This window comes from Alkalihalobacillus phoenicis (assembly GCF_047302405.1).
Classification (GTDB): domain Bacteria; phylum Bacillota; class Bacilli; order Bacillales; family Bacillaceae_D; genus Alkalihalobacillus.
Map to the genome: position 1 here is coordinate 4,527,323 of NZ_CP154853.1, position 16,313 is coordinate 4,543,635.

The window sequence follows — 16,313 nt, forward strand, 5'->3', positions numbered from 1 at the left end:
AAGGGAGAGTAACTCCACCATCCCTCGGTCAAAATTTTAAAAAAAACTGAAATCACGAAAAATGACCTTCTTTTTTGCTAAAAAATATTATCATTCTGGTAAAGTTTTCTGACGCGATTTACAAGAGTTAATGAGTATAAACGGAAGCGTATACATATAAAAGGCCCCAATCTATCCTTTAATCGTTAGAGAAGACAAGAACAAGATTGGTCAAAAAAACCTAGATAAATAAAGATAAAGATCGATCACGCTTAGCTCAGTTCTGCGTTCGGTTGAGTGTACTTTACTGGTATATTAAATAAGCTAAATATCAAAAATTATCTAAATATTTGTATGTTAGATTATCTCACATATCAATTGCGGAATGGACTTAAACGTCATAAAGTAGTAATTAATAAAAGGATGTAATAAAAGTTTACATGAAAAGGAAGTGTGTGGGGATGACGGTAAATACGCCAGCGAGAGAGAGTTTAATTCAAGAAATTAAAGAAACGATCGAAAAGAAAAGTGTAGAATTACTTCATATGCAGTTTGTTGATATTGAGGGAACGCTTAAGCATGTGACAATCACAGCAGAACAATTAGAGCAAGCTGTTGATGGAAAAGTGATGTTTGATGGTTCTTCTATTACTGGTTTTACACCAATTAACCAATCTGATTTATATTTAAATCCGGATTTATCGACTTTTGCTGTGTTACCTTGGACGGAAGAGGACGGTTATTCAGAAGCTCGTTTCCTATGTAGTGTAACAACGCCAGCAGGGGATGACTTTGAAGGGGACCCTCGTAACGTTTTAAAGAAGACAGTAAAACGAGCTAAAGATAAAGGTTATTCCATTAGTGTTGGTCCTGAGTTGGAATTTTTCTTATTTGAAACAGACGAGTATGGTCAACCAACAATACGTACACAAGATGTTGGTGGGTATTTTGAACCCTCTCCAAAAGATGAAGGGGAAAAAGTTCGTCTTGCAATCTATAAAGCATTGAAAATGATGGGCTTTACCATCGAAGCTTCTCACCATGAAGTGGCGGTTGGGCAGCACGAAATTAACTTTAAATACGCAGATGCGTTAGCTTCCGCTGATGCAGCGACAACATATAAATGGGTTGTAAAAACAGTAGCCAAACAATTTGGTTTACATGCGACATTTATGCCAAAACCACTTGCTGGTGCAAATGGAAGTGGAATGCATACAAACATCTCATTATTTGATGAAGAGAAACAAGAAAATGCCTTCTATGATGAAACAAATCAATTAGGTTTATCTGAGACAGCTTACCAATTTATCGCTGGTCTCATTGACAATGTTAAAGATTTTGTAGCGGTAACAAACCCACTTGTAAACTCATACAAGCGTTTAGTGCCTGGTTATGAAGCTCCTTGTTACATTGCTTGGTCAGCTTCAAACCGTTCAGCATTAATCCGTATTCCGGCTACTCGTGGGGCGGGGACTCGTGTTGAAATTCGTTGTCCAGATCCAGCGGCAAATCCGTACTTAGCATTTGCAGTTGTAGCTGCTGCTGGCCTTGATGGGGTAGAGCGTGAATTAACAGCACCACCTTCTGTTGACGCAGATATTTTCAACATGTCATTAGATGAAATCAAAGCTCGTGGTATTGAAAATTTACCTACAAGCCTTGAAAGTGCAATTGATCGTTTTGAAACAGGTGAAATTGGTTTAAAAACTTTTGGTGAGCATGCATTCTCTGAGTATGTAGCCCTAAAACGTAGTGAGTGGGATGACTTCCGTATCGCTGTAACAGGCTGGGAAGTTGACGCCTACCAATCAAAATTCTAATCTTTTTATAAAGCTAGAGCCCCGTGTGAAGGAATACCTTCGTACAGGGCTCTTTTTCCTATCATGAAGCAACTTTGTGAGCGATTTCTCGTTTTCGGCTTGCACTTGTAAAAACGATCAAACCAGACCAAATAAAACCAAAAGCTAGTAGCTGTACCAAGTTAAAAGGCTCTTTATAAACAAACACACCTAAAATAAACATAATGGTTGGAGCGATATACTGTAAGAAACCGATTAAAGATAAACTAATCCGTTTAGCTCCTGTTGCAAAAAGCAATAATGGGATCGCCGTTGCGACTCCACCACCAATTAATAACCATGTTGTACTGTCGGTTAGTTGTAAGGCTGGACCAATCGGTGTTTGGACTAAAAAGATAATCGCGATAGGACTGACAATTAATGTCTCAATAAATAATCCAACTAAAGAAGAGACTTTTACGAGCTTTTTTATTAATCCGTAAAGACCGAATGAAGTGGCCAAAATGAGTGATACCCATGGGAAAGAACCGTAATCGAACGTCATACAAAGCACTCCAATAAAAGCTAACAAAAAAGCGGTAATTTGTTTACGGTTAAATCGTTCTTTTAAAAATAAAAAGGCAAGTAAAACATTAAGCAAAGGGTTTATGTAATAACCTAAGCTTGCTTGAAGCACATATTCATTGGCGACAGCCCAAATAAAAACATACCAATTTATAGAGATTAATAAGGAGGCTAATGTAATACCGAGCCCGGATCTCCAGTCGGTAAATACGGCTTTTATCTCTTTATTTGTACGTTTAAATTGATTACTGACGATGATAATGAGTAAAACAAAAATGAGGGACCAGACGACTCGATGGGCTAAAACGACCAACGGATCGATATGGTCAATGAATTTCCAATAAATAGGGAATATCCCCCATAATAAATAGGCCCCTAAACCAGCCATGACGCCTAATCGGTGTTGATTTTGTTCTTCAGTCATTGGACAACAATCCCCCTTAAAAAGCGAAGTCCGTTTGCCCAGAAGCGAGAAAAAATACAGGGCGGCTTTTGAAGGCGCTCTTTGTCTTCATAAAGACGACCGATTTTTCTCGAGCTTCTAACGGACGCAGCTAGATTAAATAAAAAGCGAAGTCCGTTTGCCCAGAAGCGAGAAAAAATACAGGGCGGCTTTTGAAGGCGCTCTTTGTCTTCATAAAGACGACCGATTTTTCTCGAGCTTCTAACGGACGCAGCTAGATTAAATAAAAAGCGAAGTCCGTTTGCCCAGAAGCGAGAAAAAATACAGGGCGGCTTTTGAAGGCGCTCTTTGTCTTCATAAAGACGACCGATTTTTCTCGAGCTTCTAACGGACGCAGCTAGATTAAATAAAAAGCGAAGCCTGTTTGGTCAGAAGCGAGAAAAAATAAGAACAGCTGATGAAGACGCTTTTTGTCTTCATTCAGATGGGCGATTTTTCTCGAGCTTCTAACAGGCGTAGCTGGATTAATAAAAAAAAGCGAAGTCTGTTTGGTCAGAAGCGAGATTATTAAGGAACAACGCTAAGTTCGCGCCATCCTGCCGCAACGCCTTGTACCCACATCCTGTGGGCAAGAACAGCTGATGAAGACGCTTTTTGTCTTCATTCAGATGGGCGATTTTTCTCGAGCTTCTAACAGGCGTAGCTGGATTAATATAAAAAAAAGACAAAACACGCATGATTCGGTCATACGTGTTCTGAAATCTGGTTAAACAAGTGTGTGTTTATAAGCAGCGTGATTTGTCGGGCCGACATATTCATTTAGTCGGAAAGAGTGACGAATCGCGGCTGTAATAAAGTCTTTTGCTGTGTATATGGCCTCTTCAACGCTACGGCCTTTTGCTAATTCAGCAGCAATCGCAGCAGAGTATGTGCAACCGGCACCGTGTGTAAAGGTCGTTTCAATTAATTCAGATTTTAATTCGTGGAATGTTGAACCATCATACCAAATATCGACAGCTTCGTTAAGACCTAATTTACTTCCGCCTTTAACGATAACGTGTTTCGCTCCAAGTTGATGTATTTTTTCAGCGGCTTCTTTCATTTTTTCAACAGAGTCGACTGGGCCAACACCGCTTAATTGAGAAGCTTCGAATAGATTGGGTGTGACAACAAATGCTCTTGGAATTAATACATCACGTAAACATGCATCTGTTTCCGGGTTTAATGCTTCGTCGGCTCCTTTACAAACCATGACAGGGTCAACAACAAGTTGATTAATTTTATATTCATCCACTTTTTTGGCGACGAGATTTATAATATCGATTGAGCCAAGCATTCCTGTTTTAACAGCGTTGACACCGATTCCGGCTAAAACTGTTTCAATTTGTTTTTCTAATGTTTCAACTGATTGTGGAATCACCTCGTGAAACCAATTACGGGCTGGGTCTTGAGCGACGATAACGGTAAGGGCGTTCATGCCGTATACGCCAAGTTCCTGAAATGTTTTGATATCGGCTTGTAATCCTGCTCCACCGCTCGTATCTGAACCAGCAATAGTTAATGCTTTTGACATTGTCATGTTGATTTTCACTCCTTATCAAGCTTGCTTTAATCTATTATACTAAAATGAACCGTAGAGACAATAAATAAATCTTACAACAACGATTAGTTTATACAAAAAGGAACCATAATATCGGATGAGTAAGGAAAATGGTTTAAAAAGAAAAATGTGGCTAACTGATGTATGGTTTACGTTTAATTAAACGTTTATTTAATAGAAGAAAGAGCCTCAGTTAACGTTTTAGCAATTTCTTTCATTCCGTAAAGGCCAGCTTTTGCTTCGGCATCTGGGTTATAGTTCGTATTTGTATTGACATCATATGTATACCACGATCCGTCTTTGTTTTGAATACATTCAATCCCCGCCATTTGAATTCCGTTTGCTTTTAAAAAAGATGTATATTTTTCAATGAGTTCTGGATTGCCCTCGTCGACAATTTCAAATTTAGAAGTCGGTTTCTGTGTAGTCGGACAAAATTGGTCGCCGATTTGGCAACTATCAGCAGGACATAATTCAAAACCGTCGGAAGTATCGACTTTGACTACATACATAAACTTTCCATTAACAAACTCATATCTTAATATAGATGAGCTTGGTGATTCGATGTATTGCTGAATTAAAGTGACTCCATCTATAGAAGGTTCAAATGTTGAACTTTTTACATAAGCTTCAAGCTCTGTTATGTTTTGGAATAATTGAACACCTAAACCTTTTCCAGCGCGGTTATGTTTAGTGATAAAACGAGATAAACCACTATTCTTTGCCGCTTGAATGATATGCTCAGCTCCAGTTGCAGCAAGTGTTTTTGGGGTTTGGATCCCAAAGGCTTCTAGTGACAAATATTGGGCTACTTTACTAAGCTCTAATTGTAAAGCACGGCTGGAGTTATAGACTTTGCGATCGTGGGCTTCTAACCAGGCAAGCACAGCGCTCGTATATTCAGGTGCATAACGATGTGAACGAGTATGGGATGAAGCACTCATTCGATTATAAAAGATACCTGTTGGAGGTTCTTTTGTTAAATCAAATTGTCCCGCGTCTAGATGCCAAAGTTCATATGGTTGATTTAATTCTTCTAAGGCATCGCATAAAGGTTTTGTCCATTCGTCATTTTCATGGATAATGTATATTTTTTCATTCATTGTTGTACCTCCTCTTATCGATGTATTCCTTGTTAGTATAAAGGATACCAAAAGTTTAGGCTATTAAGAGGTATTGGTTAACAATAAAAGGGAATAAAAAAATCATTAAGTTTGATTGCGAAATTTTAAAAGATAAGATAGGATAGAAACATTGTGTTTATTAATATGTGAGTATAATTATACAGAAAATAAAGTTAATAACGGGTATTTTTAGGGAGGAAGAATGAATGGATAATCAACCTCAACAATTAAGAGGTTCTGAACGAAAAGTGGCATTTATAAAATTTATCATCCCCTCAATTATTGGGATCTTTTTATTTATTACACCAATTACATTAGGTGAAAATTTTACCATTCCAGTCGCTTATTTAGCTGGTTTGTTACAGGAGTTATTAGAAGGATCATTGCCAATGTTAGTTTTTAGTATTTTAGCATTGGGTTTTATACTGTCTTTCATTTTGACATTAATGAAGGACAATTATACGTATCCTCAGATGATCCGAACGGTTTTTGTTGTGTCGCCATTATCTTTATTAATTCGATTGATTGGAGTCGTCCTTGTTGGGATGACTTTATGGGAAATTGGTCCAGCTTTTATTTGGTCAGAAGAGACAGGGGGCACCTTGATTTTTGAGTTAATCCCTATTTTGTTTACAGTCTTTTTATTTGCAGGGTTATTTCTACCATTATTAATGGATTATGGTTTGCTTGAATTTGTTGGAGGTTGGATGAACCGGGTGATGCGCCCTTTATTCAAGTTACCAGGACGTTCAGCCATTGATTGTATGGCTTCATGGGTAGGTGATGGGACTGTCGGAGTTCTGATTACAAATCAACAATATGAAAAAGGATTTTATACAAAACGTGAAGCGGCTGTTATTGGGACGACTTTTTCCGTTGTTTCGATTACTTTTAGTATTGTTATCTTACAATACTTAAATCTTGGTCATATGTTTTTTGAGTTTTATATGGTACTTATAATCTCAGGCTTTGCAGCGGCACTGATTATGCCAAGAATTCCACCATTATCAAGAAAATCAGATACATTTATAAATGGAGAAAAACCATCACTTGATTCAGGGTATGAAAGAGTGGACTTTAAAGGAGCTCTAAATGTCGCTTTATCAAAAGCATATCAAGGGCAAGGTTTTAAAGGATTTGTTTTATCAGGAATTAAAAATGTTTTGGATATGTGGCTAGTTGTTATTCCTGTTGTTGTTGTTATTGGAACTGTCTCGTTAGTTATTGCGGAATACACGCCGTTATTTTCTATTCTAGGGACACCGTTTGAATATGTTCTTTCTTGGATGCAAGTTCCGGAAGCGCAGGCGGCAGGGCAGACGATGGTCGTTGGATTTGCGGATATGTTCTTACCAGCATTATTAGGAGTGGGAATTGAAAGTGATATGACACGTTTTATTATTGCTTGTGTATCAGTTACCCAATTAATTTATATGTCTGAAATTGGTGGACTTTTATTAGGGTCAAAAATTCCCGTACGCTTTTTGGATTTAGTCGCTATTTTCTTATTAAGAACGCTTATTACATTACCGATCATTGTTTTGATTGCCCATATGATATTCTAAGGAGAGGTTCTTTTGATTGGGAGTGAAAGTCATGCTTGTGGATAATGGGTGGAAGGCCATCTTTGAAGAAGAAAGTCAAAAAAGGTACTTTCAAGATTTATTATCATATATAGATAAAGAGTATAAGCATAAAATGATTTATCCTGCTAAGGAAAACTTATTTCGGGCTTTTGATCTGACTGATTTTGATGAGGTGAAGGTCGTGATTTTAGGTCAGGATCCGTATCATGGACCAAGACAAGCACACGGATTAAGTTTTTCGGTGCAAAAAGGGGTCAAGCTACCTCCGTCTTTAAGGAATATTTTCAAAGAGTTACAAGTTGATTTGAATATACAACCACCTGAACATGGTTTGTTAGAATCATGGGCGAAACAAGGAGTCTTATTGATGAATACGGTCTTAACTGTGGAAGAAGGTCAACCAGCTTCACATAAAGGGAAAGGTTGGGAGGTATTCACAGATCGGATTATGCAACAATTAAACGAACGTGAGAAGCCAGTTGTCTTTCTTTTATGGGGGAAGCATGCAGAATCGAAAAAAAGCCTTATAACCAATAAGGGGCATGCCGTATTTATTTCTCCTCACCCAAGTCCTTTTTCAGCGAATAGAGGCTTTTTCGGGAGTAGACCTTTCTCTAGAATTAATGAGTATTTAAAGGAGAATGGGATGGAACCGATTGATTGGGAAATTGAATAAAGAAAATAAGTAGAGGAACCTTTCAGTGAGACTTCATTTGTCTTGCTCGAAGGTTCTTTTTTTGTGTTGTATATAGCGATAGATAGTCAGAAGCTTGTAAAGCACTGGATGAGAAGGGATTACATTTTAGAGGTGAAAACGAATTCTCGAGTTAGAACATGGAAGTGAAGTTGAAGTGTCCAACCACCACCTATAGTCAAAAGAGTATTAAGTTTATTCTTTAATCATAAAAAAGGTGACTAGAGATGTCTAAAATCTATTGACAGTTATTGTGAGGACGTTTTCATCTATAAGTAAATGACTAATTCGACTTGTTAGCATATCTAACAACGATAAGGCGTTTTGTCCATTTGTGTTGGACTTTTTTGTGGGAGGAAAGAAAGGTCATTCAACAAGAGTACTGTAAAAGCACTATAAATAAAGCGTTTTCAATAAAAATGCCAATGAAAAAGGGTGTTAAGTTATCTAACATAACACTAGATTCAGAAAATTTAGAACGTATAATAAGGCTTAACAAACGATGTTAACTTTATTCACGCAATAATTATTTTAATTCTCACAAGGGGGTAATAAGCAAATGGAAATGGTTTTAGTCGATAATCTCTGGGTCGTAATTGCTGGTATCTTAGTATTATTAATGCAAGGTGGATTTATTCTTTTAGAAGCAGGTTCAACAAGAATGAAAAATGCGGGACATATTGCGGGGAAAACAATCTTTACGGTTGGTATCGCCACACTTGTCTACTGGGCAGCTGGTTGGGCCATCGCGTATGGTGATAGTGTAGGTGGATTCTTTGGTTCATCTCAATTCTTCTACGGAGATGCATCTGCTCCAGAAGGAGGACTTTCTCCTTCCGTTGATTTTTATTTCCAAGTGATGTTCGCAGCGATTGCTTTAACGATTGCTTTTGGAGGATTTGCTGAGCGTGCGAAATTATCTGTTTATATTCTTTTCGCAGTCTTATTCTCTTTATTCGTTTACCCGATTGTCTCTCACTGGGTTTGGAATGATGCTGGTTGGATTGCAACGATGGGTAAACAAGATTTTGCTGGTTCAACGGTTGTTCACTTAACAGGTGCAATGGCAGCCTTAGCCGCAACAATCATCTTAAAACCTCGTTTAGGAAAATACAACAAAGATGGTTCTATGAATGAAATTGCAGGACATAACCAAGTGTACACAGCTCTTGGGGTTTTAATTCTTTGGGTCGGTTGGTTCGGATTTAACGCAGGTAGTACGGTCGCTCTTGAAGATGGATTCTTCGGATTTGTCGCTCTTAACACGCAACTCGCTGCAGCAGCTGGTGCGGTCGCTGCTCTGTTTATGATTTGGGCTTTAAATGGAAAGTCGGATATTCCAACGATGTTAAATGGTGCATTGGCTGGTCTTGTGGCTATCACCGCCTCTTGTGCATTCGTTGCACCTTGGGCAGCTGTCATTATCGGAATTATTGGAGGGCTTATCGTTGTCTTTAGTATGAAAGCTCTTGATCGTGCCAGAATTGATGACCCTATCTTTGCTATCTCTGTTCACGGTATTGCTGGTATTTGGGGAACGATTTCGACTGGTTTCTTTGCTACACCAGAACTTGCTGCATTAAACGGTGGTTCAGCTGGTCTATTCTACGGCGGTGGCTTTGGTCAATTAGGGGTTCAAGTTTTATCCGTTGTCGTTTGTGGGTTGTTCGCATTCGTAGCTTCTTACCTTTTATTAACAATCATCAAAGCGGTTGTAGGTGGAAGCCTTCGCGTATCTGAAGAAGAAGAAATTCTTGGTCTTGATATGAGTGAGCATGGAAGCTATGGTTATCCAGAAAATATGCCTGGAAAAGAAGGTACAAAAGGAGCATAATGATGTCCGGCAAAAGCGGACGATTAGCTGACTTAAATGAGGGCTCTTACCTTGATAAGCTAGAAGCAATTTATCAAAATCGTCTCGACATGATGAACTCCGTTGAGCCAACAGTTGAGATGGTTTTAGAAGCTCATCAGCAAATCATGAGTGAAGCTGTTAAGTTAGTCCTAGAGAAAGTGGAAAGTGAGTCGGGGTCTCCTCCTACTCACTTTGCTTTCTTTCTTTTAGGTAGTGGTGGAAGAGGTGAACAGCTTTATTGGAGTGATCAAGATCATGGTATTGTTTATGCTGGTGGAAGAAACGACGAGCATGAGCAGTACTTTTTGGGATTAGGTCAAGAAATAGTGACCGCTTTAGAGAAAGTCGGTTATCAGATGTGTGATGGAAAAGTGATGTCCTCTTATAAGCGGTGGTGTAAATCATCAGATGATTGGCAAGCGCAGCTGTTGCATTGGATGCAGGATGATAAGTGGGAAAATATCCGCCACACCCTTACTCTTTGTGATGCGACCACATTTATTGGTGAGGAAGTACTATTACAGGATTTAAAAGAAGTCATTTTTCGAGAAATGGACCACAATCCCAATTTGGTGCAACGTTTTATTGATAATACTGGTCGAGTAAAAAAGGGGATCGGGTTTTTCGGCCAATTCCTTGTAGAGACAAAGGGAAAAAATCAAGGAAAATTAGATTTAAAACAAATTGCTTCGTTTCCGTATGTTAATGGTTTAAGGTTGTTAGCTTTAAAAGAAGAAATCCAAGCAGCTTCGACCCTAGAGAGATTTCAAAAGCTTTCCCCTTTTTATAAAGAAGTGAAAGAATTTGAAGCTGATTTTTATCAATTATTAAATCATCAATTAAAGTGGCAAAAAGGTATCAAGAGTTATAGTTCTATTCATTATCTAAACTTAGAGCACTTATCTTACAAGGAAAAGAAAGATTTAAAAAAGTGGATTCGTCGAGGACATAAAATTTATGGGAAAATTAGGACTCTTTTGGAGGAGGGCTAGGCAATCATGATGAACCATATGATTCAGATGATGAAGCAACTTTCATCAAAACTGAGTCCGAGCGTGTATACATCGTCTCAACAACAATCGGCAGCAGAACGAATGTCTCATTTACGCCAAATCCAAAGAGAGCTAAAACAAGAAGACGTTCTTGATAAACCATTTAAAGATTTACCCTTTATTATATTCGATTTAGAAACAAGCGGCTTTAATCCAGATCGTGGGGACAGTATTTTATCAATTGGTGCGATTAGAATGAAAGGGACAAATATTTTAGAGGAGGAAACTTTTTATTCGACGGTTCATACTAAAAAAGCTGTTTCTGCTGACGTGCTAAAGTTAACGGGGTTGACGAATGAAGAATTACAGCAATCACCACCATTAATTGATGTACTGACTCAATTTTATAAGTTTACTGGGGGAACAACCTTAGTTGCCCATCATGCCAGTCATGAGAAAAAATTCATGTCTCATGCTACTTGGCAAACCCTTCGAACGACTTTTGCCCATCGACTTGTAGACACCTCATTTTTAACAAAGGTTGTAGCACCATATGAAAACCTCATAACCCTTGATCAGTGTTGTGAGTATTATTGTATTCCAGTTGCCAATCGACACCATGCATTAGAAGATGCGATCATGACGGCAAAATTATGGAGAGAAAATCTTTTTTTAGCAGAGCGATTAGGTTTTTATTCTTTACGTGATGTGTATATGTATTTAGCTAAGGGAAATAACGCTAAATAACAAGAATTTTCGCTTGTGAACGAGATAGGAGGGGTAGCATGACACAGGACGTCCCACGTGATCAAGCATGTTTCCCAATCCGTGTTGTGATGGAAATAACGAATTTATCGGCCAGGCAAATTCGCTATTACGAAGAACAGGGGTTGGTTAAACCAAAAAGAAATGATGGAAACCAACGGATGTTTTCGTTAAAAGATGTGGACGATTTTCATCAAATCAAAAAATATATTGAACAGGGTGTTAATATTGCCGGTATAAAAGCGATTTTAGCTACTAAAAATGATGAAGGAAAAGACCAAAAAGGAGAATCTTAAATAGATATTCTTTTTGGTCTTTTTTTGACGAAAAATTTATCAGATAAAAACGTGAAATTTCGTTAGGAGCTAACCTGTGGTAAGATGTTTGGGTAAGGAGGAAGGTAAAATGAATATCTCGACTAAATCAGTCATTGACCATATGAAAGAACAAGTGCGACGTTTAGAGCAAGCACATATGAACGAAAATACCGAACAAATGAAAGAGGCGGTCTCTTCTATTGAAGCCTATTGTCAACTTTTTAAAGGAACAGACGGTAAGACGACAGAAGTGAATCTGTCTTTGAAGCGACCAGTTGAAACACCACTGCCAACCTATCATCAAGTCGTTCAGCCGTATCCAACGGTTACACCTTCTTATAACGAAGGAAATGAAACAAAACCTAAAGAGGATAATTTATTAGATTTTTAAGACCTTTTTCTCTAGCTGCATACTCGCAGAAAGTGAGGGGGTATGCAGCTGGCCAAGTAAACTAACATGTTGTTCGGTCGGTTTTTTTATAGGAAAGAAGGTTGCCATTCCACAAGCACACCATAATGACATGACTCCTCATCATCCAAATAATTGGGGAGGATTTGTAATGGTCGTAGCCCTTGTTTGAGCATAAAGGTTAGGACCAAATCCTCGATATCTCCTTTTTTCACTTTGTCTACATATGTTTTGACGTCCATTTCCTTAGCGTATTCATGATAATTAGGGATACGGCAGCCAGCCAGAAATCGTTTTAACCCTAATTGTTGAACCGTTTCTTTTCGGGCTTGATAAAGAGCACGTGCAACCCCTTTTCCCCGATAGCTTGGTCGAACACAAACATCAATGCCGTATAGGCTATCGCCGTCTGCATGATGGCTCGATCGGATATAGCCACCATCTGCGACTTCTTCCCAAGTGTGTGGTTTGCCATCAAACTTTTTAAGTAGAGAGGTAGCTGATCCGACAACAACACCGTCGATTTCTGCTAGTAAAAATCCTTCTGGAAAAGTGTCAATATGTGCTTTAATTTGCTCTTTGTTCCACCATAAATCCTCTGGAAAAGGTGGTGGGAAAGCTTCCTTTTGAACATCTAATAAAGCGGGAAAGTCTTCGAGAGTATAGGGACGAATAACGACCTCAGACATACATAAAACCTCCTCATTTTTGGAATTAACTTTATTATATAAGAAACAAAAGTGGATTTTCTTTCCTGAACCTTTTATGATAGAAAAAAATATCTCTTAAGGAGTTAAAGAAAAAATGGCTAAAGTGTTCTTGTTAGTGGGAAGCATTCTTATGGCACTAGTAGTAGCGATAGGAGCTTTTGGTGCTCACGGTTTAGAAGGGAAAATTTCAGAACGGATGCTAAAAAATTATCAAACAGGTGTTCAGTACCATATGATTCACGGGATAGGCGTTTTACTTGTTGGTCTTTTAGCGTTAAAGTTTGCTTCAAATCAATTATTAACGGTAGCAGGCTGGAGTTTTTTAGTGGGGATTATTTTATTTTCAGGTAGTTTATATGCGATGGCGCTTACAGGTATTACAAAGCTTGGAGCCATTACACCTCTTGGAGGATTAGCTTTTATATTAGGCTGGATTCTAGTCGGAGTGGCAGTGGTGAAAAATATCTAAGAAATTGGGGACGAGCAGCATTTTGGCTGCTCCTCTTTTTTTGATCAGGGAGAAGTAGAGAGATGGAGGAGGTGTGAATTGGTAATAGATAATGAAAAAGTGGGAAGTCGCAGTTTTGGTGCGAATAAAGAGGAATAGGTAATGAAAAAGCGTGAGCCGCGAAAATATGGTAAGTCAGCAATTTAGATGCGAAAGGGAATCAAAGAGCGTAAATGAATGCGTAAGCCGGCAATTTAAAGTCACAAAGGGAATCAAAGCCCTTCAATGAATCCAGAAGCCAGCAATTTAGATGCGAAAGGGAATCAAAGAGCGTAAATGAATGCGTAAGCCGGCAATTTAAAGTCACAAAGGGAATCATAGCCCTTCAATGAAACCAAAAGCCGGCCATTTAGATGCGAAAGGGAATCAAAGCCCTCCAATGAAACCAGAAGCCAGCAATTTAAAGTTACAAAGGGAATCAAAGCCCTCCAATGAAACCAGAAGCCAGCAATTTAGATGTAGAAAGGGAATCAAAGCCCTCCAATGAAACCAAAAGCCAACAATTTAGATACGGAAAGGGAATCAAAGCCCTTCAATGAAACCAAAAGCCAACAATTTAGATGCGGAAGGGAATCAAAGAGCTCCAATGAAACCAAAAGCCAGCAATTTAGATGCGGAAAGGGAATCAAAGCCCTTCAATGAAACCAAAAGCCAACAATTTAGATGCGGAAGGGAATCAAAGCCCTTCAATGAAACCAGAAGCCAGCAATTTAGATGCGGAAAGGGAATCAAAGCCCTTCAATGAAACCAAAAGCCAGCAATTTAAAGCGAATCCCCAAATAAAACAACCCCTGAACCAAATTGCTCAAGGGCTGATTTATTTTAAGTTATTTCTTCATCTTGGACTATATTGGGATAATGCTGGGCCTCCTGCTGCTCCGTAAGGGTAGGCGTACTCGATTGGTTCATCAAATGTGACATAGTCGAGTGTAACCATGAGTAGCAAATAATATTCACCGCTTTCGGGATTACTTACGACGATGTGATCACGTCCGGCTTCTTCAATTCTGCCTCTAAAAATTTTGGCATTCCATTCACTATTGTTTTCGTATGTCATATAAAAGGATGCCGTTTTTCCTCGATTCAGACGAAGGATGTTTTCAATAAACGACTGTTCAAGTGGTAACATGCTAGGCTGAGCCCCAGCTTGCTGTTGCATAGCAAATCCTGGAACTTGATAATTGGCGGATGAAAAAACTTGATTTTGAGCTGGTTGCGGCTGAGGTTGCTGCTGTGTTTGAACTTGCTGTGGGCTATAACTATAACCTTCCGTTGCCTGAGAATACGTTCCTGGCCACTGTTGTTGATACACAGTCATCGCTCCTTTTAATAAAAATCATCATGCTAATCTGCTCTATGTTAGTTTAAAAAGTGTTGAAAACTTCTTCACAGTCTGATGGAAGAGGCGTATAAAAACAATGGGCTTTAAATCTGCCGGAATTCCATTGACCCCACCACTGGGCAGGGCATGGGCCATCTGGCCGAAAGAACCAAAGGGCAAACTCGCCTGGGTGGACTCTTTCGCCTCCGATCATTCTTTTTGCAAGCCTCCGATCCCGATCCCTCGCCTGTTGATAAAAATAACTTTTTTGAACAGCTTCAAATCCGCCTGGAGATTGGAAGGTCATATCAGGAATGGAACGGATGTTTTCAAAATCCATACAATTTGCACGGACCCGATTCACCATTACGTTTCCAGCATTAAGCATTCCGAGTTCTCCTTCTCCTTCTGCTTCCGCACGCATCAGCCTTGCAAGCATGTCAATATCACTAGATGAAGCTTTAATAACAGCCACTATTTATCACCTCCCAAATATTAATGTTATTTATGATAGATGAGGTCTTTCCATTTCAAAAAAGTGGTTGACGCTCACCAACCACAAGCAAGTTACTTCACTATATGTCTAAAGGTGACCAACTATGATTAATTTCAGGTAGCTTTTACAAAAAAAATGACGAGGCTTGTTTGTTGGACAAGAATGGACAAGAAAAAAGGGGAGAAATGATGAAAGATAAGAATGATCTATAGATAAAAGCCCAGTTCCACAGAGCTTGTAGAACTGGGCTTTCCTAGAGAGAGATTGCTTTACGCGTGATAGAAATATTGTTGTAACCCTTCTTTGGGTAAAATATTCCCCACATAAAAGGAACCGAATTCGGCATAACGGGCTGAAACTTCATCAAAACGCATTTCATAAATGAGCTTTTTGAATTGAAGAACATCTTCAGCGAATAGGGTAACGCCCCACTCCCAATCGTCAAAACCGACAGAGCCTGTGATCATTTGTTTTACTTTTCCAGCATAGCTTCGACCGATTAAGCCATGGCTTCTCATTAGTTCACGACGCTCGTCCATCGGTAGTAAATACCAGTTTGCATCATATTCACGACGCTTGTCCATTGGGTAGAAGCATACATGTTCCGTTTTCGGTAATTGCGGGTATAGTCTAGAACGAACATGTGGATTTTGATAAGGATCTTCATCACTATCTCCAGCCATATAATTACTTAATTCAACAACAGACACATAAGAGTAGGTTGGAATCGTAAATTCAGCTAAACGTGTTTTGTTAAAAGTACGTTCAATTTCATTTAACTCTTTCATTGTTGGTCGTAATAAGACAAGCATAATATCTGCCTTTTGACCGAGGATTGAGTAGAGTGCGTGGCTACCGGCTCCATTCGCTTCAACATCTTCCCACTTGGAAATCGTCTCTTCAAATTCACGAATGATTTGTTGTTGTTCTTCGGTGTTTAATGTTTTCCAGGCAGGCCAATTGATCGTCCGGAAATCATGTAAACAATACCAACCATCAAGTGTTTTTGCTGCTTCTATCATAATTATGTAACACTCCTTTTAATATAGGCTACATCCTTTGCTGAGAAAGCGATTTTAGCGGATGTAGCTAGATTTAATCACATAAAAATATTGAACATTTTCATTTGTATCATACCACAAAGTGTGGAATAGAATAAAACGAGAGAGTGTGTAGATCTTAATATTGTTC

General features: G+C 38.8%; 17 protein-coding genes. 10 read left to right on the top strand and 7 right to left on the bottom strand.

Annotation, left to right across the window (positions count from 1 at the left end; genetic code table 11):
* The first annotated feature begins 440 nt into the window (after positions 1 to 440).
* Positions 441 to 1,799, top strand: coding sequence for a type I glutamate--ammonia ligase (gene glnA / locus AA0017_RS21245; RefSeq protein ID WP_413377764.1), 1,359 nt, complete (start codon positions 441 to 443; stop codon positions 1,797 to 1,799).
* A gap of 61 nt (positions 1,800 to 1,860) precedes the next feature.
* On the opposite strand, the gene rarD is transcribed toward glnA, so the two are convergent.
* From rarD to AA0017_RS21260, 3 genes are all read right to left on the bottom strand, one after another.
* Positions 1,861 to 2,766 carry an EamA family transporter RarD gene (gene rarD / locus AA0017_RS21250; RefSeq protein ID WP_413377766.1) on the bottom strand — a complete coding sequence of 302 codons (906 nt, stop codon included), beginning with the start codon at positions 2,764 to 2,766 and terminating at the stop codon, positions 1,861 to 1,863.
* A 745-nt stretch (positions 2,767 to 3,511) separates the two neighbouring features.
* Positions 3,512 to 4,324, bottom strand: a complete 813-nt coding sequence (gene pdxK, locus AA0017_RS21255) for a pyridoxine/pyridoxal/pyridoxamine kinase (protein WP_413377768.1) — start codon at positions 4,322 to 4,324, stop codon at positions 3,512 to 3,514.
* 188 nt (positions 4,325 to 4,512) lie between these two features.
* The gene (locus tag AA0017_RS21260; RefSeq protein ID WP_413377770.1) at positions 4,513 to 5,448 is read right to left on the bottom strand and encodes an ATP-grasp domain-containing protein; all 936 of its coding nucleotides are present in this window, start codon (positions 5,446 to 5,448) and stop codon (positions 4,513 to 4,515) included.
* A gap of 227 nt (positions 5,449 to 5,675) precedes the next feature.
* Between AA0017_RS21260 and AA0017_RS21265 the strand changes: the two genes are divergently transcribed.
* From AA0017_RS21265 to AA0017_RS21295, 7 genes are all read left to right on the top strand, one after another.
* Positions 5,676 to 7,034: a YjiH family protein gene (locus AA0017_RS21265; RefSeq protein WP_413377772.1), complete on the top strand. Its 1,359-nt coding sequence runs from the start codon at positions 5,676 to 5,678 to the stop codon at positions 7,032 to 7,034.
* 31 nt (positions 7,035 to 7,065) lie between these two features.
* Positions 7,066 to 7,731: a uracil-DNA glycosylase gene (locus AA0017_RS21270; RefSeq protein ID WP_413377774.1), complete on the top strand. Its 666-nt coding sequence runs from the start codon at positions 7,066 to 7,068 to the stop codon at positions 7,729 to 7,731.
* A gap of 577 nt (positions 7,732 to 8,308) precedes the next feature.
* A complete protein-coding gene (locus AA0017_RS21275) occupies positions 8,309 to 9,583 on the top strand; it encodes an ammonium transporter (protein ID WP_413377776.1) in 1,275 nt (424 codons plus the stop codon).
* Between the two features lie 2 nt (positions 9,584 to 9,585).
* Positions 9,586 to 10,596 carry a DUF294 nucleotidyltransferase-like domain-containing protein gene (locus AA0017_RS21280; protein ID WP_413377778.1) on the top strand — a complete coding sequence of 337 codons (1,011 nt, stop codon included), beginning with the start codon at positions 9,586 to 9,588 and terminating at the stop codon, positions 10,594 to 10,596.
* 6 nt (positions 10,597 to 10,602) lie between these two features.
* A complete protein-coding gene (locus tag AA0017_RS21285) occupies positions 10,603 to 11,343 on the top strand; it encodes an exonuclease domain-containing protein (protein WP_413377780.1) in 741 nt (246 codons plus the stop codon).
* 38 nt (positions 11,344 to 11,381) lie between these two features.
* A complete protein-coding gene (locus tag AA0017_RS21290) occupies positions 11,382 to 11,657 on the top strand; it encodes a MerR family transcriptional regulator (RefSeq protein ID WP_413377782.1) in 276 nt (91 codons plus the stop codon).
* A 109-nt stretch (positions 11,658 to 11,766) separates the two neighbouring features.
* Positions 11,767 to 12,069: a YwdI family protein gene (locus tag AA0017_RS21295; RefSeq protein WP_413377784.1), complete on the top strand. Its 303-nt coding sequence runs from the start codon at positions 11,767 to 11,769 to the stop codon at positions 12,067 to 12,069.
* A gap of 86 nt (positions 12,070 to 12,155) precedes the next feature.
* Here the strand turns inward: AA0017_RS21295 and AA0017_RS21300 are convergent, their stop codons facing one another.
* Positions 12,156 to 12,776, bottom strand: coding sequence for an N-acetyltransferase family protein (locus AA0017_RS21300; protein WP_413377786.1), 621 nt, complete (start codon positions 12,774 to 12,776; stop codon positions 12,156 to 12,158).
* A 115-nt stretch (positions 12,777 to 12,891) separates the two neighbouring features.
* Between AA0017_RS21300 and AA0017_RS21305 the strand changes: the two genes are divergently transcribed.
* Both AA0017_RS21305 and AA0017_RS21310 read left to right on the top strand, forming a co-directional pair.
* Positions 12,892 to 13,266, top strand: a complete 375-nt coding sequence (locus AA0017_RS21305) for a DUF423 domain-containing protein (protein ID WP_413377787.1) — start codon at positions 12,892 to 12,894, stop codon at positions 13,264 to 13,266.
* 677 nt (positions 13,267 to 13,943) lie between these two features.
* On the top strand, positions 13,944 to 14,189 hold the full coding sequence (locus AA0017_RS21310) for a hypothetical protein (protein WP_413377789.1): 246 nt from the start codon (positions 13,944 to 13,946) through the stop codon (positions 14,187 to 14,189).
* Here the strand turns inward: AA0017_RS21310 and gerQ are convergent.
* From gerQ to hemQ, 3 genes are all read right to left on the bottom strand, one after another.
* Entirely contained in the window at positions 14,141 to 14,623 is a 483-nt protein-coding gene (gene gerQ, locus AA0017_RS21315; protein ID WP_413377791.1) for a spore coat protein GerQ, read from the bottom strand. The genes AA0017_RS21310 and gerQ overlap by 49 nt on opposite strands.
* Positions 14,624 to 14,669: 46 nt before the next feature.
* Positions 14,670 to 15,101 carry a cell wall hydrolase gene (locus AA0017_RS21320; RefSeq protein ID WP_413377793.1) on the bottom strand — a complete coding sequence of 144 codons (432 nt, stop codon included), beginning with the start codon at positions 15,099 to 15,101 and terminating at the stop codon, positions 14,670 to 14,672.
* 290 nt (positions 15,102 to 15,391) lie between these two features.
* A complete protein-coding gene (hemQ, locus tag AA0017_RS21325) occupies positions 15,392 to 16,144 on the bottom strand; it encodes a hydrogen peroxide-dependent heme synthase (RefSeq protein WP_413377795.1) in 753 nt (250 codons plus the stop codon).
* Between the last annotated feature and the right edge of the window lie 169 nt (positions 16,145 to 16,313).